Source organism: Bacillus cereus group sp. N31, assembly GCF_016483245.1.
In the GTDB taxonomy this organism is placed as follows: domain Bacteria; phylum Bacillota; class Bacilli; order Bacillales; family Bacillaceae_G; genus Bacillus_A; species Bacillus_A toyonensis.
The window spans coordinates 114208-135760 of sequence record NZ_JAEHCH010000016.1 but is presented as its reverse complement, the minus strand read 5'-3'; the positions used below and the strand labels follow the sequence as shown (position 1 = coordinate 135760).

Below are 21553 nucleotides of genomic sequence, written 5' to 3'. Positions count from 1 at the left end.
ATACTTACTATAGAAAAAATTTTCCCAATCATGTTCTTGATTAAAGAAAATAAGTTCTTATAACTCATAAAGAACACTTTATCCAAATATAGTAATTATTTATCATAGAATGTACCGTTACCAAAAATTTATGCTTATAAAGAATAAATACATTTCAATTAACTTAATCCATTATTATTAAGTATTTTTAATAATAAAAATTAAAGATATTTATCATAATTTGAATTCAAATGGTTTTATATATTTTCAACCGAATATTGTCTTTAGGAACTGGAGACATTACTAAATACGACAAGAGGGAAAACCATGAAGAAAAAACTTACATCTATTTTAGGTGCCCTATTACTAACTATTACGGTTTTTGGTACAAGCATCCATGCTGAATACGATGGATATAATACGAATAGAGTTAACAATAATAATACTACAACTCGAGTTAATGACTATAACATGAATAGAGTTAATAATGATGTGAGAACCCGAAATGTAAATACGACAAATGATTTAAATGATAATCGTAATAAAAATAATAATTGGACTTGGCTTGGTTTATTGGGACTACTAGGATTATTTGGTCTTAGAAAAAAAGACAAAGATCCAGAAACACGTTAATGTAGAACATTATATTTAATTTTAAAAGATATTTATTTATCAAAAGAATGCAAAATGAATACATTATGAATCGCCTTTAATAAGGCGATTTTTTATTTTTTAAAATCAATAACAATCACATAAAAACGGATACTATTAATCGGATACAATGAATTTCTTAACTTGATGGTAATGGAGCATTACTTCCATTTGACGAACTACGCTTCTTTTTATGCCGTTTCTTCACTTACCCATATCTTTTATTGTGTGTAACTAAGCCAATCGCTACAGCCCGTGATATTCATTGTTTCATAATACTTACCTTTTTGAGTTACACAGTACGATAAACATGGGTAACTATGAAGCAATAATCTTGTTCATCTCCTATCTAAAACTTGGATTTCCTTAATAAAAAAAGAAGCTGTAAAATAACTACAGCTTCTTTTTTTAATCGCATTTTTCTATTTGGTCGCCTTCTTCACCTGCATTTACTGCCGAACTATCCGTTCCTCCTCCCACTGCATGTTGCTGTTTAGTATTAGAACTTTCGATAGCAGCGTTGGTTCCAGCTGCACTGTCATCTCCACCACCACTTGCCACTTGAGTAGCACTAGCCTGTTCCTTACGGGTTTTATTAATTTGATTATTGATGACAATTACAAATTCTTCCTCTTCATTCAAAGTTTCTTTTTTCATTTTATGCGGCTCAATCTGGTCCCCACTAATTCCCTTATTTATGGCTTCGCCTCCAGCGCCCACCGTTTGTTGCTGTCGGGTATTCGATGAATCGATTGCTGCATTACTTCCTGCTGCACTATTTTGTCCGGCTCCACTGGCAATTTGTGTTGTATTCGGTGCAAATGTAATCTGATTATTAATGACAATGACAATTTTTCGTTTACCAGCAAGATTTCCCAAATTAATTTCTTCTCCATCTTTTTTTACAAATCGAAACGTGATTTCTTCATTGTTTTCCATGTTCTCCCCCCTTTGTAATATTAAATGACTGGAGAATGATAATGGATTGGACAAGCGTATTTTTTTATAAATATGTGCCCCCGCTCACAATGAAGGATGTATTATCAGATTCCGGTATTTTGCTCGTATGAGGTACGTCGACTTGACGACAGTCCAACATCCGCCAAATTTCGCGATGCATAGAGAATAATATTATAAGAGATATAGAAAGAGAGATTAGTAGAAACATTGGTATATAAAGGTTTCATTTTATTTTTTTACTTTCCTTTTCTTATTTAGATCTATCAGCCAAATATCTAGCGTAGTGAATTAAATTTCTAGCTACATCTAATTCAAGATTAAATATATTAGGTACCCCTGGTCTCCAATTCACCTCAAATAACCACAATTTTTGGTCTTTATCAATCCCTACGTCAATTCCTAACTCATCAAATAATACATCCCTAAATAAAGAATTAAAATGGTTAGAAAAAGTTACTGCGAATCGTTCTAAATACCTTTTAATATTATACCAATCGTTATCAAACTCCGATTTTAAAAAAACATCTAAATAAGTACTATAACCACCCTTAGCCATATTTGATACAATACTTCCTAATGGACCTATTCTCGGGAATATAGAAGTAACAACCCACCTACCTTCCCCATTTCTTTGAACATGCAATCGAAAATCATAAACATGACCAGATTTCATTTGACATGAGATAAACTGCTGAACTATGTATCCTTGCTCTTGAATCTTATCCAATATAAAGCTTCGTAATTGTTTTTTATTAATAGTTGAAATTTGTTCTGACTCATTCATACTGTAATCTATTCCATTTTTTTCAATGAAAACAATACCACTACCTTGATGTCCAGAAATAGGTTTAATAATAATTTTTTCATAACAATTAATCAAGTCAAAAAACTTATTAACATCATTTAATTCATAAAAAGGAATAAGATATTGCTTAAATTTTTTTGCTCTATTTATTCTGTTATATACACTTAATTTATTTCCAATTGAATGACTTGTAAAAGGAACTTTGTCATGCAGATAATCATAGATTTGCTGAGTTTTATCACTAATATGAACACTTGCATTATAAATAACATCTGGAAAAGAAAATTCTTTTTCAATCCATTTACCATTTTCATAAGTTTTACCTAAAATCTTCTTCGTTTCTAAATTTACTTTCCCTAAAGTGAAATAAAAAAAGTCCACACCTTCAGCTTTAGCTACAGCAGCGTAAGTATATGCTTTCTTTACGTCATTCGGATCTTTCCGATGATGAAGCATACCAATTATAGTCATGTTAGTTCTTCTTCCCTTCTTTCTAAAAATCTTTTTCAAAACAAATATCAAATTCATTATATATATATTCATGTTCTCCCTCATTCAACCATTTTTCGAAAAATCCGGAACAAGCTTAACCTCATTTTAATATTCTACCTATAGAAATAATAAACCTGAGGTTTTATAAAATGATAAATGATAAAGGTTAAGGTGACATAAAATGGATACTATCGTTTTCATTGAAACAAATAAATCAGGATCAAGTAGGGAAGCAATCAAAGCAGCTGAAAAACTTAATTTCTTTACTGTTTTATTAACTAAAAAAACAAAATTTATTAATGAACGCACTATATTCCCTGATGTACATCAGATGATTTTCACTGATATAAATGACTATGATAATATAATTACAACAATTGAAAAATTGAATAAATCAGGAAAAAACATAAAAGGGATTTTTAGTTTTATTGACCCTTATGTTTATATGGCTGCACGTTTATCAGAAAAATTTTGCTCAAATATTGTATCTACTAAAGCTATCCATCATATGGAAAACAAAATATTAACTCGTAATGTACTTAAAGATTTACCAATCTCACTCAACTATTCAATTTACAAACCAACAGAATCATTATCATCTTTTTTTAAAAAAAATAATAAGATAAATTTCCCTCTTATTGTGAAATCCCCTAAATCAACAGGATCAAAAGATGTATTATTAGTAAAAAATAAAGATCAATTAATTTTATCTATACAAAGTCTTTTAAACAAACTACCTAATGAAGAGATTTTACTTGAAGAATATATAGATGGACCTCAGTACTTAGTTGAAATTTTAGTTCAAGATGGAAAAGTCCATATTATAGCAGTAATTGAACAAGAAATTACATTTTTTGAACGCTTTATTGTTACTGGTTATTCTTTACTAGGAAGGGTAGAAAAAAGACTATATAATAGTCTTTTCAATGCAATTAATTCTGTTATTCAGGCTTTTAATATGAAAAATGGAGCGTGTCATCTAGAACTCCGGAGAATAGATAATGTTTGGAAATTAATTGAGATAAATCCCAGAATATCAGGTGGAGCAATGAATGACATAATTGAAATTGGGCATGGAATTAACTTAGTGCAAGAGACTATTCGGTTAATGTTAGGAAATAAACCTTCACTAGTAAAAAAACATTATAAATATGTGTACGCTCATTACCTAACAGTTAAATCTACAGGAAAACTAATTCGAGTTACAGGAAAAAACCGTAGTTCTAAATATCCTGGTGTAGAGAAGGTTTTTATAAAACCTAAAAAAGGAACTACCTTAAAACCACCTACATCAATGGGACATCGATGTGGATACGTTTTAGCAGCAGCCGATTTTAAAGCAAAAGCTAAAAAAATAGCTTTAGAAGCAGCTAAAGAAATTTCATTTGAAATCCAAGAAGAATAAGAACAACTTATATACACCAACAGATAAAAATATAATAAAAATCATATTTCATATAATTCTAATTATCATAATCTATCTTTAATTTATTTACTAAATAGATAACTCCAAAATGATTTCTTACAAAATATTATTACGTTCATTGTTTTCCTTCAGATATTCTTTAATCTGTTGTATTTGCTCCGGATCACGTATTGGTTGAACGAAATTCATTATTCAATATCTCCCGTTTCTTCTGTCTCGTAAACTTCTAATCCAAGTGCAAAAGCAAGTTTATAAAATGCTTTAGACTTCCAACGTCGATAAGTACGCTCAGACATCCCTATTTCGTTATAAACCATGTAATCACATACGTCCTCTTCTTCTAAATAACGTTTATAAATAATATCTCTTTGAATGCTTCCTGCACGTCCGTTCCCTAATCGATTTAGAAACTGATCAATACGTACTGACATTCTTTCAAGCCACTCTTCTCGTTTGCTTTGTTGAATATTTGCTATAGCAACATCTTCTAACGGCTTACCAACTGTATGTGTAGGACTGTGCTCACGTATTTCATAAGAAGGAGTGACTTTCATTTCTTTACGCATCATCCCAAATTGTCTATGTATACGTACACTTTCCAACACACCTTCTAACTTCTCTTGCGTTGCTGATCTATCGATTTTTGGTAAGAAAGATAATTGTTTAGTCATATAAGACCACTCCTTTTTATTTTTTAATTATTTTTGTCTTAACGCACCACGTCTGCGCTCATAACAAGGTCTATGCATCCCCATTAAATCCTCAATTTCACGAGTACTAAATATCGCTTTTCTTTTTTTCTTGTTTTTCTTCTTTGCTTGTTTTGATTACTTTTTCCATTCACGTAGCTGATTTCTTAGCACCTTCATTTTCCCATCACCCTTTTCAAAATAAAGAGGACACCTATTCCTAAAACAGCTTTAATGGCTGCTTTAATGAATTGGTGTCCTCTAGTTTTCTAGCTGGACTGTATTTGTTTTTCGTTCACTTAAAATACCAGCTTGTATAAAAATATTACTCATATCTTTTTCCGTTGTAGGTAACAAACCTGACTCCCTTTATTTCCACATCTTTTTCAAGCTCTTTTATACTACCTGTAACATGTATAACGTGTTTTATTGTTTCCATACTTCCACTTCTTTATCTAATTAACGACCTGTCCACATATCTTGTACAATTCCATTTTCAAATAATTCATATGGGAAATAACAATATCCTTTATCTCCCCAGTCTTCTCCCCAGCTGTTTCGAATAATAACAGTTTTCTTATTATCATCATATCCAGCAGCACAAACAGCATGTCCTGCCTGTTGACCATCTTCAACAATTACATCATCTGTTCCTGATACCGGAACTATACCAGTCTTTTTAACTTCTTCTGACATAAAAGATTTTGGCACAGCAAATCCAAGTACAACAACTAATCCATGGGCAAGTGCAGCCTTTAATCCCGATAAATCTTGAATACGATGGTAGGTTCCAATTTTATAAAGCGCTGCATCTGATTCAGCCTTTGGTGATGGCTTATCTCTAAAATTCTCAGTATAAGGAAAATCCTCTTCAGGACATACCCCAATTTTTTTAAGAACATCCATACCATCACGAACATTCGCTCCGCTATCTTCCTGAATATGTCCTTCTATTTCTCGCTCATGATAATATAAAAACAAACGAGATAAGCAAGTAAATGGACGACCTGATTGTAATAATAGGTATTCTCTTAACCCTGAAACAATTGCATTTGCCGTACAAGAACCTATATTCCATTGGTTTACTATACCTGACATTTTAGGACGAAGATCGACTTGCGTTGGCAAATCCGCCTCATTACTAAACAAGTAACTCCGAAATATTTTGTCTCTTAAATCAACAGGGTCTTTTCTTACATTAAGGTACTTTACAATATCTTTGTTACTGGTAAAACTGAAATTTGATTCATTTGAGCTCATTGCAAAAATCCATCCTTTCTTTATATCTAGATGATTCATTTCTTTTCTATACTTAACTTAAAAATTAAAATTATACCTTTTTAATTTTAATTTCATTTGCATTAACTACATCCAAATTTTTAATTAATTATCTTTTTAATTATTAATTTCTATTTTCAATTTATCTCACAACCACTTGAACTCTATATCTTTTTTCTTCCTTGTTTGTTTCGATTACTTTTTCCATTCACTTAATTGATCTCTTAACACATTCATTTCCTCATTTCTTTTTTCAAATCATATATTTCTAATCTAGACGTTCCGCTCATAAAAGTTACCTCCTTTTTGGAAGAGCACTGATGCATGGTGCTCTTTTTTAACTTCCTTATTTCGACAAAATGAAATTTTTATCAAGATTTTTCGATATCTCATTTGAATATCTGTAATTCCTAACATTAAAAATAAATAATGTGTTAGTATTATTATGAAGATATTTACTAACTAACTTTTATGCCCTAGCCATGCACCGCACTAGGGCATATTTGTTTTTTTTAGCGTGTAGCTTATAAACAACATACTCGCTAAGTTCCCTATTCAATTCCCCTTTGCTATTAAATAGCGTTTTTGTTAAACATTCTTTTTCACCCTTTATGAGAAAATACATATACTAATTTGAGTGCATATGTATTCAGCTTACAAATTAGGCCTTGTGAGCTGACACCTATTTAAAGGGCACATTTATATATGTGCTCTTTTACTTAAACTTGTTTTCACATTTAAACCAGACAAGCATATATTATTGTCTGGAGACCCTCCAGGCATAGAAATCTACCTTTCAAAGAGCATACTTATTAGTGTGCTCTTTTCGTTTGCTACTAAATAACGATTTTGTTAAGTTTTGCTCCACCCATTTTTTATACGTCTTTCCGCTAAACACATTTGTCTAGAAAACCCTATATTATTGAACAGGGTTATCGACTCTAAACTTACAATTTTTCACTTTTGGTGATGCAACCACCTATAATGGAAATATACTTTTTTCAAAGGAGGAATCTAATGTATATATCAAACAGGATTGGCTTATTTAGCTGGATTGCAACTTGCCTATACTTTTTAATTGAACCTTTCTTTATTTTCACTTCTACAGCACCTTATAACTATTTGCATCATGCAATGAGTGACCTAGGTGTAACAACCTGTGGAGAATTCACCTACGAAATAGCTCCTTACGAAATATGCTCCCCTAATCATTTTTGGATGAATTTACTCTTTATTATTAATGGATTAACATTTTGTATTGGAGTACTATATATTTCACAACATCTAGAAAAAACAAGAATTAATAAGATAGCAACATTTTTTATACTTATAATAGGGATCTCCACTATAGTTTCAGGATTAGTTCCTGCAGATGTACACCTAATTGGACATTCTATTCTAGTTTGGATAGGTATGCTTACTGTATTTCCAGGACTATTTATTTTTGCTAAGAATCTTAAAAAAGCTAGAAAATGGACATATTTCTGTTTACTAAGCTTAATAGTAATAACAATCCTTATCTCACTTATTTTTCTTTTCCCCTTACCTTCAGGTCTACTACAAAGACTTTTTTATTTGGTTCTTTTTGTTTGGGGAACTGTATCAACCTACAAATTAATAAAATAAAGATTTTGTTTTAAAACTGCACACTTAGTAAGAACATACATAAAATATAATGTGGTATTCTTTTTCAAAATTAGTTTTGGTCAGAGAGCGCCTTGGAAGGCGCTCTTTAATTTTCAAATAAGGATTTTATTAAAAAATACTCGCTTTCAATTCCTCTATTTCCGTCATTTTGATTTTATTTTCCCCTTATAACAAGATAAACTTCTATGTTAACCCTATAAAAAATCAACCTAAATATGGTAAAATCCAAATAAGGTAGGTGAATATAATGAGTGAATTTGTAGTTTGCACACTTGTTGGTTTAATCATTGTAATAATGGGCTATCAGATTCATATTAAAAAACAATTATTTCTTATTGCTGGATACCAAGAAGCTACTTTTATTGGCGATAAAAATAGACTAGCTAAATTATTCGGAATATTTGCTTACATAGTAGGAATTGCTACTTTTCTACTACCTTTCGGGCTTGAATTTTTCGGCGACATAAGTGGTAAAATCTATGCAACCTGTATTGTTGCAGGTACAGTTTTTGTTTTGGTTAGAAAACAAATGATTAATAAACCTTTTTAAAAAGAGTCTTATATGGCTCTTTTTTTATTAATACAACTAATTCAAATAACTATTTTGTTATAAACAGAGCCACATCAAAATGTTTCTCTATTATTTTTGTAATTTCCGATAATGGATGATACTCTGCAACATCATTTAGTACACCTTTTTTAATGCGGCCACGTTTTTGATTTACTGATGTTTCGTGATAGTTAAGAACATCTGCTATTAAACTTTGTATAGAACCACCTTGGACAAAATAAATATCTCCTTGATCGTTAATGTTGTACCTTGAACGAATAGTCTCGTCTTTAAAATAAGTTAAATCTCCCAAGCTAATTTCACGTTCAGAACCGTTTTCTCTCTTATATTCAATTAACTCTGTTGCACATTTTTTTGCTTGTCCTAAGAAATCTCCTTTACGAATAATCTTTTTTTACATTACACATACTATCTATAAGTCAGCTTCCCATGACTACACTCTTTCAAATCGGAGATCGCTCCTCCGTATTGTCTAAGAACACGGCGGGTAACCTAGTCAATTACCTGCCGTGTTTACGTATAATCGTAAAAATTCTTGTCCAAACTGCTTAGAGAAAACATCTTAAGCCATGTGATTAGACCTCCAGCACAGGTTACTTGTACGGCCGTTCCCATAAAAGGAACGGTCTTATTTATCTCCGCATTACTTTTCTACAAAATAACGCTTTTGTTCATTTAAAACTAATTAACTATTATTTGAAAAATCGGAAACAATTATCTGGTGTTTTTTCTGAATAATCGTGATATTATTTTGTTGCTGGTGTTCATCAACCCGAGCATTCAGTAACACCATCCACAGGCTCTACTCTCATCATTCCCTTTTGAGAGTAGGGCTTCTATTTATTGAACTGTACTTAACACTCTGTGTATATTTTTACAAAAATCAAATTATATGCCAATTAATTGACTGACATTGAATTTTTTGGGATTTCATGATAATATTTACCTATAAAATCATTACCCTTACGCAAGGAGCTATGAGCCTTTCCACTCATGGCTCTTTTTTATTACGATTTACACTTCACATCTACACTTTTTTGACTAGCTTCTCGACTAAATCCTTCTGGGTATCTTGTTGCTAATTTAGATATATTCATTTGAGCGATATCTTCTAGGGTATATCCCATTTCGTGAGACATGATTGAAATGTAGTACAAGATGTCGCCTAGCTCTAAAGCTATTTTATGTGTGTTTCCTTCTTCTTCTCCTGGACAATGAGCCGGATCAAATCCATGACCATGGAAGATAGCTTTTTTTACAATATCAGCAAATCCACCAGCTTCTCCTGTAAGCCCTAATGCTGCATTTAATACACGTCCACCGAAATCGTTATTTGTATTCCATGTACATAATGTTGCTTCCTGATAATCGTTTAATTCACCAATTGATAAGATACTAGCGATCTGTAAAACTTTAGTTTCTTTTACAACCTGATTCCCGTTTCTTGCTTCATTAATTAATTTAGTAACTTAGTCTTGGTTGTAAAAGTGTATAAGGTTGTAAGAATTTATTTGTGATTAAGTTTAATTATGTGAGAAATATGAAAAGAGAAAGAAGGGCTGATAGCAGCTCTTCTTTTTGGTTCTGGTGCAATAAATCTACTTACGAAAGTCAAAGATTGCGTCAAGGGTATTGAACATAAAAAACATTCGATTTTTGATTTGAAATAAAGTCACAATGTTTATAAAAGGTTGGATAAATTATTTCTCTAAATTAAAAGATGCTACGTGTGTTTTGATTTATCTGTTTTATAAAATTGTATAACGCTTTACAAAGTAGATTCCTTTTTTCTCTTATCAATATTCATATGTTACAATAGTACCAGTAGTATCAGTGGTACCATTAAAACCATTAAAACAATTAGAACAATTAGAACAACCACCACAACCACCACAGCCACCACAGCCACCACAACCAAAACAACCGAAGCAACCAATACAACGGAATCCACCACAACGGAATCCACCACCACCACAACGACCGCCACAACCGCCACAACGACCGCAACCGCCACAGCGACGAGCAGCATCTTCAAAATAGTAGTATGGATATTGGTTTTGCTGGTCCCAATACACAATATTTCCAGACTGGTAATCATTAAGGCTTAACGCTTGTAGTTCTTGTTGAAACTTATTCATTTTCATGACCTCCGTTTATAAGCTTTAACTTCATCGATGCTTTCCTATATTTCTGTTCGTTAAATCTAAGTAGAAATAGCGGTATAAACTAAGTTCAATGCGTACACCTTTAAAATATGACCTATCACTAGACAATGCACCTTGTTCATATACCTATTTTTACTATGGGCTCATTTTTATAAATAGAAATTATAAAATGTGAATTCTTGCGTCATATCTTCATGCTTACTAAGTTCAATTCATTTCTCAATAACCATGATGCCGTATCCTATGTATTCCCGTATGCCGCTTAGATTTTTCTGTACTGTAAATGCCTCTCGTTATAACACTTCCATATACTTTCTGAGAGCACCTTCGGATATTCCTAACTTTTTATATACTTCATAGTCCGTCGTAGCGTCAAAACACCTACTAGTGACAGGATTCAATGACGGTTAAGAAATTCCTACAAAAAAAAGCCCTGATTAAGACTTTTCATTCTACTTTTCCAGCAAGCTCTCCATGAAATTGCTAATTGAAGAAAATTGAAAAAAAAGACGCACTTAGATTGATACGTCTTTTTTGCGATACCCCTTTTTTGAAATCATATAAAGAGGTATTATCCATACATATGTATAACAATACCTCTACTCTTTATCCAATTACATCTTTTACTTCTGTATCCACTGGCCATTTTTCTAATGTATAAGCCATTTCCCAAAATGAATATTCATATTGACTACTAATAATGAAATGCTGTTTCATACGCTTCCGATCAGACTCTGTCACTTGTTCAGCGATAGTATCTAATCGTGTAATTTGCTCTTCAACTAAAGTACGGAACCAATCAGATCCATAAGCAGAAATCCACTCTTTATAAATCGGCTCTTCTGGCTGGCATTCTTTTAAACGTTCACCAATTTCATAATATAGCCAGTAGCAAGGTAAAATTGCTGCGATAATATCCCCTAAATGCCCTTCATACGCCGCACGGTACATATGTGAAGTATACGCATATGCAGTTGGAGCAGGGATAAAATGACCTTTTTCTTCTTCCGTAATTCCTAATTTCTTTGCGAAATTCTCATGTAATGATAATTCTGCCTCGTATGTATTTTGAGCATGGTGTGCCATGCGAGCTGTCGTTTCTAATTCAAGAGCCTTTGCAGCTCCTAAAGTTTGTACTCTAGCAAAATGACTTAAATAATATGAATCTTGAAGTACGTAATAACGAAAACTTGCCAAATCTAACGTACCTTCACCAAGTTTTTTTACAAAAGGATGATGAAAACTTGCCTCCCAAATAGAATCTACTTCTTTACGTAATGTTTGTGAAAAAGTCATTTAAATTCCTCCAATAATGTATAAAATATATGTATTTATCCACAGTTATTAAATCTGTAAAACAAAAAAACTTTCTTTACAGGCGTAAAGAAAGTGAAATAGACAATATTAATGTATTCTTTAAATATAATCGTCTTCCCACTTCCCTACGCTGGTATTAACCAGATCAGGTACTAAGAGTCTCAAAATTATGTTTGATCTCAGCCTACAAAAGGCCCCCCTAGTGGATAAATATTTAGTTGTCGTATTGTAATTATCATAGCATACTTCGTGGAACTATCAAAAGTTTTAATTGTATAATTATCTTAAAAACCTTCTTCTTTCCTCACTCTTAATGAAGTTTCAATTATCATATCTAATAGTTTACTATAATTAATCCCCGCGGCATCTGCACTTTTTGGCAGTAAACTTGATTGGGTCATCCCTGGTAATGTATTAACCTCCATTACATATGGAATTCCGTCCTTCACCATCATATCAACCCTTGCATAAACACTACATTTTAATGCTTTATAACAAGCCAATGACGCTTTATTTACACGTTCCTTAATTTCAGTTGGAAGTTCAATAACTTCTTCAATTGTACTAACATCATCGTATTTTGCATTGTAGTCGAAAAACTCAGCTGCATGTCGAATTGAAACGATAGGTAACTGTTTACCATCAAAAATTGAACATGTAATCTCGTCACCCTTTATATACTTCTCAATTACTACTTCAGAATCCCATTCGAATACAGTTTCCAGCATTGAGATCAATTCATTTTTATCATTGACGATCTTTACGCCAACACTCGAGCCGCCAGAGTTTGGTTTTACCACTAACGGAAATCCTAACTTATCTAAATCATCAAGCTTTAGATCCGCCATTTTTGTAAGTTCAATCCAATCTGGTGTTTCTACTCCTTCATAACGCAAAATCTTTTTCGAAATATTTTTATCCATACATATACCGCTAGATAACATATTGCTGCCACTATATGGAATACCTAAACTCTCAAGCGTCCCTTGAACCGTACCATCTTCTCCGTATTTTCCGTGTAATGCTAGCAATGCAAAATCAATGTCTTTCGCCTTTTCAATTAAATCCATTTTTTCATTTAACGTAATTGGAACGATTTCATACTTATTTTTATCTAAATGTGCAATCATTTCATTTCCAGTCATAATTGATACTTGTTTTTCAGAGGATACTCCTCCCATAATAACGCCAATTCTCATTTTCTCAACTCCAAGTTTCATTTTTTAAAGTTTCACCAATTATTTGAATCCCACTAACTATTTCTTTCTCCTTCAAACGTGAAAAACCTAAGCGGAATGTATTCGCTCCCCCTCCATCAGAATAAAAAACATCTCCAGGAGAAAACGTTACACCTTTCTCATAACACTTTTGTAAAAGTGTGCGAGCGTGAATTTTCTCTTCCAACTCTATAAACAAATGAAGTCCGCCATCTCCAGTCATCCTTTTAAACGGAATGTACTGATTGCAAGCCCCAACGGCTAACTCATATTTTTTCTTGTAAACAGATCTTGCCTTTTTTAAATATTTTTCAAAATATCCTTCATGTAAATATTGAAACAAAACAGCTTGATCTAACGTAGATGTGTGAATGGTTCTTGCTCTTTTAACACTTTCTAAATAATGAATCAGTTCTTTATCGGCAATAATCCAACCTACACGTAAACCAGGGAAAAGTACCTTCGAAAAGCTACTAATATAAATCACATTATTACCAGCCCCAGCAAAAGTTAATAGTGGCGATAAATGTGAACCTGAATAACGTAATTCTTCATTAAATCCGTCCTCTATAATAGGAACCTTATATTTCGAAAATAACCTCATCAATTCCGTTCTTTTCTCCGAACTTGTAACAATACCAGTTGGATTATGATAAGAAGGAATTAAATACGCAAAATCAAAATCCTTTTCACGTAAACTTTTTTCTACTTGAGTCGTATCAATACCATCATCATTCATATCTATCCCATGAACTTCAAGTCCATGTAGGCGAAAAAGTTTCAATGCAGCATGGTGAGTTGGATTCTCACAAATCACACGCCCTGATTTTTTCGCTAAGGAAGATAGTACAATATCTAATCCTTCTGTAAATCCATTTGTAATTAAAATATCTTTGTTCGAAATATCTACACCTTTCATTTCCATGTAATGAAGTAGATATTTCATTAACGGTCGGTAACCTTTTGCATATCCGTAGTTCAATACGATATCCCCTTCAATGGACATACGAGTAAGAAAAGCTCTTTTGAAATTTTCAACATCAAATAGCTTTTCGTCCGGGGCTATACTATTAAAAACAACCATTCCTTTTTCCCAGCGAACTCCATGCTTCATTAAGTCTAATTCATCCGCTAATGTGATAACTGTATTCAGTTTATTTTTCCAATCTATTTCAACAGACGAGGTGTTAGATATATCCACCTTCGCAACGAAATTCCCTTTTCCTTTTACTGCATAAATGAGTCCTTCTTGTTCTAAATCCGCATAAGCAGAGAGTACTGTATTTCTGCTCACTGATAATAATTCACTCAGTTCCCTTGTTGATGGGATCTTTTGATCACCGAGCAAATGCCCTTTCATAATCATCTTTTTAAAATAATCCTTTAATTGAATATAAACGGGACGATCTTTTACAACTTTAAAATCTTTAAACAATTTCTTACCCCCTGCAATTATTTTTGCATATTTATTTCATTCTCAAAAGGTCCACTACATATGTATTTTTTATTAACAGCGGTACGGTCTTATAAAGTGAAACTTTAATCCGTGGGAATTTTATTCATCCCCCACCGATTTTTAGCCCAAATCGGACATATATGGGCAAAAAGGCTCCCACCTAACTTTTTTTCTCCATCCGAATTTTGAAGGTGTGAGTTTTACTTCTATAAATCTCTACGATATAAGTTAATTACATCTTTTAAAGCAGCTGCTGCGGCTCCGCGTGGATTAGAAGCTCCACCAATTGTAGTAACTTGTCCCATTGTATCTGTCAAGAATGTTATTCCTTTTTCAGTTCCATTTACTTTTGCTAGTGGATGGTCTTTTTCTATTTCAAGCGGTTCTACATTAAGATTCACTTTACCATCCATATCCTTATATGCTGAAGCTATTAATTTAATATAATTGTTTTGTTCCTTAGCATGTCGAATTTGTTGTTTTGTAACATTTTCGATTCCTTTTATATGCATATCAGTAAGCATATTCTCATCACCCATCAAGCTGTTTGCCAAAAGTAATAATTTACACGCACTATCCGAACCACTTACATCTAATATTGGGTTCGTCTCAGCAATTCCTTTATTTTGCGCTTCTTTCAGTGCTTCTTCAAACGTAACATCTTCTTCATACATTTTTGTAAGAATATAATTAGTTGTCCCGTTTAATATTCCTTCTATTTTTTCAATATTGCAGCCAGCCAAACTAAATTGTCCAATATCTAATGTCGGTAGTGCTGCAGCAGTTGCGCCACTATAGCGAATTCGTACATTCGCTTCTTTTGCTGCTGCCTTTATTTCTCTCCAGTTAGTAACGAGTGCACCTTTTGAAATTGCAACAATATCCATATGTTTCTCAATCGCTTGTTTTATATATTTTTTTCCCGGATTTCCATCTTTAAGATTTGTAACTGTTGATTCTACCAATACAGTACCACTTATCCCACTTGTTGCACGGTCTTTCGGGTGATGTTCTATATACTTTTCAATTGATGCAGTACCGCTACCATACATTAATAAATGATGAATAGACAAACCTTCCTCATTATGTATTGCAATATTTCTACCTAATACGCCACTTACAACTAAATGGATTCCATATGTTTCGTATATATATAAATATTTTTCGTTTACTAATTTTATAAACTCTCTTCCTACTGTCCCGTATCCTGATAAAACAACTTGTATTTTCATAATATCCCCCCATATTTTTCTTCCATATCCCTCTTTCAATATAATATAAAGCGCTCCCGAATTCCATCGAGAGCGCTTTATTATTAACTATTACGGTAACCGTGACAACTTTTCTGCAACTGTTCTATAAAACTCTTGAATATTAGAAAAACCTAACGTGTCTGAAACGCTTAGTCCTACCATATCTAAATGATCCCAATTTTCTTTCGTTTCAATATGATTCCATTTTCCAACCTGTAAAAACTCATTATTATTTACAGCAATACTAGTTGAAGGCGCAATCATAGAATTTGTATTTACTACACCGTCATTTTGCCACCAAGATGTATCAATTAATGGGCGATTTTCTTCAAATCTTGCATAGGAACCTAAGAAAAATGCATTCCCCATTAACACTTTGTTCATTGTAATATGAGGTAGTTGTAAACCGGTTATAGGTGCTGCTTGTGATGCATGTCCACTATACGATAAGTAATACACATCCGATTGCGTCTTTACCCAACTATTTAACTCCCTTGCTCCATCAGTACTTAAATCCCATTGACTAATATCTTTTGTATTTTCCCAAATTGAACTATTTAAAATCCGATCAGTATATTGGAAGAAGGACTCTCCAGCGTTTTTTTTCATACCCCATTGGTCCAATTTAAAATCATATAATGATAAATTATTGTTTCCTCCTAAACTCGCAGCTGTAATGAGTAAATCTTTAACGAACGGCAATAGAAGACTTCCGTCCGCGAGTGTTGTGCCATTATGAGGAGTTGCTAAAGTTGTAACACTATGAACATACGATTTACCGCCTTCAAATAGTGGTGATATCTTTGCGTTCGGATGATTTTTCACATAGTCTTTTTCTTCATAACTGCCTTCTTTTAATAACTGCACTAATGTTCTTGTCGTTTGTCCACCCATGCTATGCCCAACTAAATGAACTTTATTTGTTTCACTCCAATTCGGTGCAAATCCACTATAAGTTCTACCAAAACGATTATGTCCATGTTTCTCAGCGTGTGCCGCACCATAGTCTACAATTCCACCGTTAATTTGTGCATATAATTCACATGCACGGTCCCAGTTACTAGAAACAGGACCAACAGCAGCCGTATGTACTGTATAACCATTTCTTTTTAAATCTTCCTGTATATCATGAACACCACCCCAATATTTTACCCCTAACATTTCTTCCCTACCCCATCCAGCAAATCCATTCACTAAAATGATAGGATAATTATTTTGTTGCCTCTCTTCAGCGTAAGTTGTTTTCGCTATGAATGAACAAACAGTCACTAATGTGAAAAAACATACTTTTAAAAATAACTTCCCCATACTTTCTCCCCCTAATTAAACGCTTTCATTTTTCCATAAAAAATATTGACACATTCAGTTTTTAACTTACACATAATGTAAAGTATTTTATATACGTTGTATATATAGAAAACATACACAAATGTTGATAAATATTAATTCAAGTAAACATTTACTTTTCACAATATAACTTGTAAATCTTATTATTTGAATTTATAATTGAATGTGGTTTCCTCATGTTACGTGGATTTAAAAATCATAAGAAAACTAATTTTATTGCTTGAAAAGGAGGAAAAAGCATGCAAATCGGATCAAACATTCATACATTAGCTCAACCTACTAAAATAACTCCATCTAACCTTGAGCATAATACTATCTCTTCTACTAAACTTGAAGGTAAGAAAGCAAATGATCCTATCAAGTTCGATATTCGTTCATCTGAAAAAGAAATGAAACAGCCTGAGCATAAATTTAACGAATTAGATTTATGGAAGATGCTAAAGGATAAAGGTGTTCCAATATGGATCATCCTTGAAATGCTACAAAAGTCTCGTAAAGAAAAAGAAGCTCAAAGTAATTCGGTTCAAAACACAAATGTGATCGAGGAAACAAACGAGACTCGATTAAATGAAGTAATGTAATCTAAATGACCTATAACTAAAAAGAGTTCGAGGTTGATATAGTTTCTATCAACCTCGAACTCTTTTTTAAGATTTTTCTCCAATCGTTACAAACTGAAAAGATACTTCTCCTTCCAAACCTTTAATTAGCTTTTTTACTTTGACATTTTCATTAACCATTGTATTATCTGTCGACATTTTAGGTCTTTCGTCACCTAGAGATTTCTTTAATTGAAGAAGATGCATTTTCGTTTCATTTGCTTTTATTTCCTTATATACGCTATTTTTTGCTACGATCACATACGATTGCGTTGGATATTTACGATTGTTACCTATCCAAGCGTCACTATCGTATGTTACAGGAATCTCTTTTCCTTCTATTTTAATACTTTTCATAGTCTTTTCGTCTTCACTTGTAAACAGTAACGATCCCTCTTTTGGGAATTTCGGTAACGTATCTATAATATAATCGGAGTCATTATCTCGTTTACGAAAAACTTTTTCTTTAATCAATGCTTGTGCTGTAGATTCATTTATAATTAATACATGTCCATTTCCAACTTCACTTTTTTTCACAGAAAACACTTCATTTTCTTTCGTAATTTCCTGATAACGATTAATAATTGGTAAAATATTATTATCATCTCCAATAATTAATACACCGTTTGCAGGAAATGCGTTGTCCTTTTTAGAACATGCACTAAAGCTTATTAAAATTATTATAGTTAACATAAAAACAGTTAAAATTCTTTTCATCACAGTTCCTTTCATAATTCATATCATTTTTTACATGCTTTTCTGTAATTTTATTAGTTAATATCCTCTATTGCTCCATAGTCTTATAAAGCTTTTGTAGGTAACGCCAACGAGTGATAAAGAAATATAAAACTTGTATACATATAAATGAAATTAAAATAACGATCGAGCTATTTAAAATAGAAAAACTGACTAATTGTTGCAGTGCCGTATACGCAACTACAGTATGAATCACCGCAACAACAATCGGTAAGAAGAACATTAATACTAACTGTCTCGTTACAACTTTTTTTAACTCTCGTTTACTTAATCCCATTTTCGAAATCATTTTATATTGTTGTTGATCACGGTCCAAATCAGTATATAATCGGAAATAAATAAAACTAGCAGCAAATGTAAAGAAAACGATTCCGACTAAAACACTTGCCATAAGTAATAAACCATTCTTTTGCTTTGCCTCCAACAAGTTTAATGTTAAAGCTTCAAAGTAGAAATCTCTGTCCCTAAGATCTTTATCGAGTATACTCTTTAATTGATTTGAAATCTCTTTCGTTTTTATCCAATCATCTACAACAAATCCATAAGTACGATGTTGAATATTTTCATCTTTTGGATTACTCGTCAGAGGAATTTCATCATACACATGATCTTGAACAGCAATATAAATACTACTAGAATCATGTGGTAAAACTAAATCCCCCACAGTTTTTTTCACACGAAATGTCTTTGTCCAATCACCTTGAATAACTTCAATATTTTTTTTATAGTCACCATTTTTAAATTCTTGTTTTTGTGACACCCTCCCAGGAATTAGTAAAATTTCATCTTCTTTTTCAATTGTTTCTTGTTGGTACCCTAGTGCTCTCGTAAGTTCGTTATATTCACTTAATTTCAATACATTTACGTTACTTTCTGTAAATTTACTTGAAGATAAAGCCATTCGGTACGGAATATTTGCATCAGAGAGATGTTTTTTTACAATAGAGAGATGTTTATCTACTAATTTGTTGTTTTCAGAGCTTTCATACAGAAATGTATATGGGTTTGTCATCCACACTAAATTCCTATTACCAAGAGCGGCTGTTGTACCTATTGCTGTAAATGCAACTGCTGAAATAATAGATACTATAAAAAACATCACTGCATTATCTTTCATACGGTAAATCAATTCTGAAAATGTTAATATATTTGTTCTCTTTAAAAAGAAAGATTCTCTCCTTTTAGCAAGATACAATATATACACGCTACACTGTGTATATAAAAAGTACGTTCCAAAAATGACTAGAAGTACACCTATTCCGAGCGTAATAAAATTAATACTTGGGATAAAGCGAAATACTGAAATATATCCATAGCCTATACTAATTAAAGAAAGTAGCGATAATAAAATGGAAAATTTTGGTTCAGTCTTTGGCTTTTCCTCTGCTTGAATAAGTTCCACAAGTTCCGTTACTTTTATCATTTTAAAAGTAACAAGCGAAACGATTAAAAATAAGAAAAGAAATGTGATGACTGTTAATAGTACGGCCTTCACTGGTATATAAAAAGGTAAGCCATTACTAATCATTAATACACTTGCACTAATCAATAATACTAGTTTAGAAAATATGAGACCGATGAAAATACCTATACAAATTGACCCAAGTCCAATTAACATATTTTCAATTAATAATAATTTCTTTAGCTGCCTCATTGACATACCTTGCATCATTAGAATGCCAAATTCTTTCTTACGCGTTTTTAAAAATGAACTTACTGAATATAGAATAAAGAAAAATGAAAAAACAAATATCAAGCCTTGCGAAACTGTAAATCCTAATGTACCAAATGCACTTATTGTTGCACTTGTCGATTTCAACTCCCCTTGTAAATCAGGATGAAATAACAAAAGGGCATACGTAAAGAAAATCATAATAGAAAATGTACAACTTAAAAAATGAGCAGCATATGTACGCTTATTACGAAAAATATTATTAAACGCGAACTGACGAAAAGTCATGCCTTTTCCCTCCTAACAAAGAAAGGACATCCATAATCTTTTGATAAAAGGCTTGCCTGCTTTCACCACAATAAATTTCATTATATAATTGACCATCTTTAATAAATATAACTCTGCTGCAAAAGCTCGCTGCATACGGATCATGTGTAACTAACATCATCGTTGCTTTTTCTTCTTTATTAAGAGTATCTAGCATCTCCATTACATCATTTGAAGATTTAGAGTCTAAATTCCCTGTTGGTTCATCTGCAAGTAATAATTGTGGTTTATGAACGATAGCACGAGCGATTGCAGTTCTTTGAGCTTGCCCCCCTGATATTTCAAACGTTCTTTTACTCAATATATCTGCAATATTTAATTTCTCTGCAATATCTTCCACTCGTTTGTTCATTTCTTGTACAGATACACCATCTAGTGTCATCGGCAATACAATGTTTTCTTTCACTGTAAGTGTGCTAAGTAAATTAAATGATTGAAAAACAAATCCTAATTGTTTCCTACGAAATAAAGCTAAACTGTCTGATGATAACTGAAAAGGATTTGTACCATTTATTAATATTTCTCCCGATGTAGGAGAATCAATAGTAGATACCATATTTAATAATGTTGTTTTCCCGCTACCTGATGGTCCCATAATTCCTACAAATTCACCTTCTTGAATTGATAAATCAATATCTACCAATGCTTTAAAAGGTATTTTCCCTTTATATACTTTACTAATACTTTTTGCATGTAAAATTTCCATTTATATTCTCCCTTCATTTCCACTGCTCACTATAAAGTGTAAATGAATTGTCTTATAGCACATATTGATTCATCTTTCATTTATCTTACACGCTTGTAAGATTTCTAAAAAAACTGATAACAAATCTATTTCCAATATATAATCAACGTATATCTATCTTATAATATTTGTATAGTGGTATGGAATACAATGCTTCTTACTTCTAGTCGCTGAAACACCTTGTATTCTTTATTAGCAACA

General features: G+C 32.3%; 20 protein-coding genes, 2 pseudogenes and 1 riboswitch. Of the genes and pseudogenes, 5 read left to right on the top strand and 17 right to left on the bottom strand.

Translation table 11 applies throughout. From position 1 onward, the window contains the following. Window positions 1-306: 306 nt before the first annotated feature. Window positions 307-612, top strand: coding sequence for a WGxxGxxG family protein (locus JDS81_RS19465; RefSeq protein WP_097952708.1), 306 nt, complete (start codon window positions 307-309; stop codon window positions 610-612). Window positions 613-1038: 426 nt separating this feature from the next. Here JDS81_RS19465 and JDS81_RS19460 read toward each other — a convergent pair whose 3' ends face one another. Together JDS81_RS19460 and JDS81_RS19455 are read right to left on the bottom strand one after the other, a co-directional pair. Continuing rightward, entirely contained in the window at window positions 1039-1569 is a 531-nt protein-coding gene (locus JDS81_RS19460) for a hypothetical protein (protein ID WP_000429650.1), read from the bottom strand. Between the two features lie 271 nt (window positions 1570-1840). Next, entirely contained in the window at window positions 1841-2938 is a 1098-nt protein-coding gene (locus tag JDS81_RS19455; RefSeq protein ID WP_001028915.1) for a YheC/YheD family endospore coat-associated protein, read from the bottom strand. A gap of 130 nt (window positions 2939-3068) precedes the next feature. Here JDS81_RS19455 and JDS81_RS19450 point away from each other — a divergent pair, with 130 nt between their 5' ends. After that, complete coding sequence (locus tag JDS81_RS19450; protein ID WP_000379777.1) at window positions 3069-4292, top strand: ATP-grasp domain-containing protein; 1224 nt, start codon at window positions 3069-3071, stop codon at window positions 4290-4292. 120 nt (window positions 4293-4412) lie between these two features. On the opposite strand, the pseudogene JDS81_RS19445 reads toward JDS81_RS19450, so the two are convergent. From JDS81_RS19445 to JDS81_RS19435, 3 genes and pseudogenes are all read right to left on the bottom strand, one after another. Next, window positions 4413-4502 (bottom strand): annotated as a pseudogene (locus JDS81_RS19445) (site-specific integrase); the annotation flags it as partial. After that, window positions 4502-4984 carry an ArpU family phage packaging/lysis transcriptional regulator gene (locus tag JDS81_RS19440; RefSeq protein ID WP_097952712.1) on the bottom strand — a complete coding sequence of 161 codons (483 nt, stop codon included), beginning with the start codon at window positions 4982-4984 and terminating at the stop codon, window positions 4502-4504. The gene JDS81_RS19440 and the pseudogene JDS81_RS19445, both read right to left, overlap by 1 nt. 477 nt (window positions 4985-5461) lie before the next feature. Then, window positions 5462-6262 (bottom strand): C1 family peptidase, encoded by an 801-nt coding sequence (locus JDS81_RS19435; RefSeq protein ID WP_097952714.1) that lies wholly within the window; start codon window positions 6260-6262, stop codon window positions 5462-5464. A gap of 1035 nt (window positions 6263-7297) precedes the next feature. Between JDS81_RS19435 and JDS81_RS19430 the strand changes: the two genes are divergently transcribed. Both JDS81_RS19430 and JDS81_RS19425 read left to right on the top strand, forming a co-directional pair. Then, complete coding sequence (locus JDS81_RS19430; RefSeq protein WP_097952716.1) at window positions 7298-7906, top strand: DUF998 domain-containing protein; 609 nt, start codon at window positions 7298-7300, stop codon at window positions 7904-7906. Window positions 7907-8174: 268 nt separating this feature from the next. Beyond that, window positions 8175-8477, top strand: coding sequence for a DUF3784 domain-containing protein (locus JDS81_RS19425; RefSeq protein WP_097952718.1), 303 nt, complete (start codon window positions 8175-8177; stop codon window positions 8475-8477). Between the two features lie 49 nt (window positions 8478-8526). On the opposite strand, the gene JDS81_RS19420 is transcribed toward JDS81_RS19425, so the two are convergent. The 9 genes and pseudogenes from JDS81_RS19420 to JDS81_RS19385 form a co-directional block, all read right to left on the bottom strand. Further along, the gene (locus JDS81_RS19420) at window positions 8527-8790 is read right to left on the bottom strand and encodes a hypothetical protein (RefSeq protein ID WP_097952720.1); all 264 of its coding nucleotides are present in this window, start codon (window positions 8788-8790) and stop codon (window positions 8527-8529) included. 715 nt (window positions 8791-9505) lie between these two features. Beyond that, window positions 9506-9955, bottom strand: coding sequence for a nucleoside triphosphate pyrophosphohydrolase family protein (locus JDS81_RS19415; protein WP_097952722.1), 450 nt, complete (start codon window positions 9953-9955; stop codon window positions 9506-9508). Window positions 9956-10294: 339 nt separating this feature from the next. Next, window positions 10295-10642 (bottom strand): heterocycloanthracin/sonorensin family bacteriocin, encoded by a 348-nt coding sequence (locus tag JDS81_RS19410; RefSeq protein ID WP_097952724.1) that lies wholly within the window; start codon window positions 10640-10642, stop codon window positions 10295-10297. Window positions 10643-10878: 236 nt separating this feature from the next. Beyond that, a pseudogene (locus JDS81_RS30480) lies at window positions 10879-11064 on the bottom strand (hypothetical protein); the annotation flags it as partial. 205 nt (window positions 11065-11269) lie between these two features. Then, complete coding sequence (gene tenA, locus JDS81_RS19405) at window positions 11270-11959, bottom strand: thiaminase II (RefSeq protein WP_000144532.1); 690 nt, start codon at window positions 11957-11959, stop codon at window positions 11270-11272. Between the two features lie 126 nt (window positions 11960-12085). After that, window positions 12086-12191: riboswitch (TPP riboswitch) on the bottom strand. 73 nt (window positions 12192-12264) lie between these two features. Continuing rightward, a complete protein-coding gene (gene ddlB / locus JDS81_RS19400) occupies window positions 12265-13179 on the bottom strand; it encodes a D-alanine--D-alanine ligase (protein WP_002043544.1) in 915 nt (304 codons plus the stop codon). 4 nt (window positions 13180-13183) lie between these two features. After that, window positions 13184-14632, bottom strand: coding sequence for a MocR-like pyridoxine biosynthesis transcription factor PdxR (gene pdxR, locus JDS81_RS19395; protein ID WP_199688611.1), 1449 nt, complete (start codon window positions 14630-14632; stop codon window positions 13184-13186). A gap of 227 nt (window positions 14633-14859) precedes the next feature. Then, window positions 14860-15885 carry a homoserine dehydrogenase gene (locus JDS81_RS19390; protein ID WP_097952726.1) on the bottom strand — a complete coding sequence of 342 codons (1026 nt, stop codon included), beginning with the start codon at window positions 15883-15885 and terminating at the stop codon, window positions 14860-14862. 90 nt (window positions 15886-15975) lie between these two features. Continuing rightward, window positions 15976-17214 carry an esterase/lipase family protein gene (locus tag JDS81_RS19385; RefSeq protein ID WP_097952728.1) on the bottom strand — a complete coding sequence of 413 codons (1239 nt, stop codon included), beginning with the start codon at window positions 17212-17214 and terminating at the stop codon, window positions 15976-15978. 278 nt (window positions 17215-17492) lie between these two features. Here JDS81_RS19385 and JDS81_RS19380 point away from each other — a divergent pair, with 278 nt between their 5' ends. Beyond that, a complete protein-coding gene (locus JDS81_RS19380; protein ID WP_097952730.1) occupies window positions 17493-17834 on the top strand; it encodes a DUF3914 domain-containing protein in 342 nt (113 codons plus the stop codon). A 66-nt stretch (window positions 17835-17900) separates the two neighbouring features. Here the strand turns inward: JDS81_RS19380 and JDS81_RS19375 are convergent, their stop codons facing one another. From JDS81_RS19375 to JDS81_RS19365, 3 genes are all read right to left on the bottom strand, one after another. Further along, window positions 17901-18569 carry a lipoprotein BA_5634 family protein gene (locus tag JDS81_RS19375; RefSeq protein ID WP_097952732.1) on the bottom strand — a complete coding sequence of 223 codons (669 nt, stop codon included), beginning with the start codon at window positions 18567-18569 and terminating at the stop codon, window positions 17901-17903. Between the two features lie 67 nt (window positions 18570-18636). Next, entirely contained in the window at window positions 18637-20568 is a 1932-nt protein-coding gene (locus tag JDS81_RS19370; RefSeq protein WP_097952734.1) for an ABC transporter permease, read from the bottom strand. Beyond that, a complete protein-coding gene (locus JDS81_RS19365; protein ID WP_000404264.1) occupies window positions 20543-21313 on the bottom strand; it encodes an ABC transporter ATP-binding protein in 771 nt (256 codons plus the stop codon). The genes JDS81_RS19370 and JDS81_RS19365 overlap by 26 nt, the downstream gene beginning before the upstream one ends. Window positions 21314-21553 lie beyond the last annotated feature (240 nt).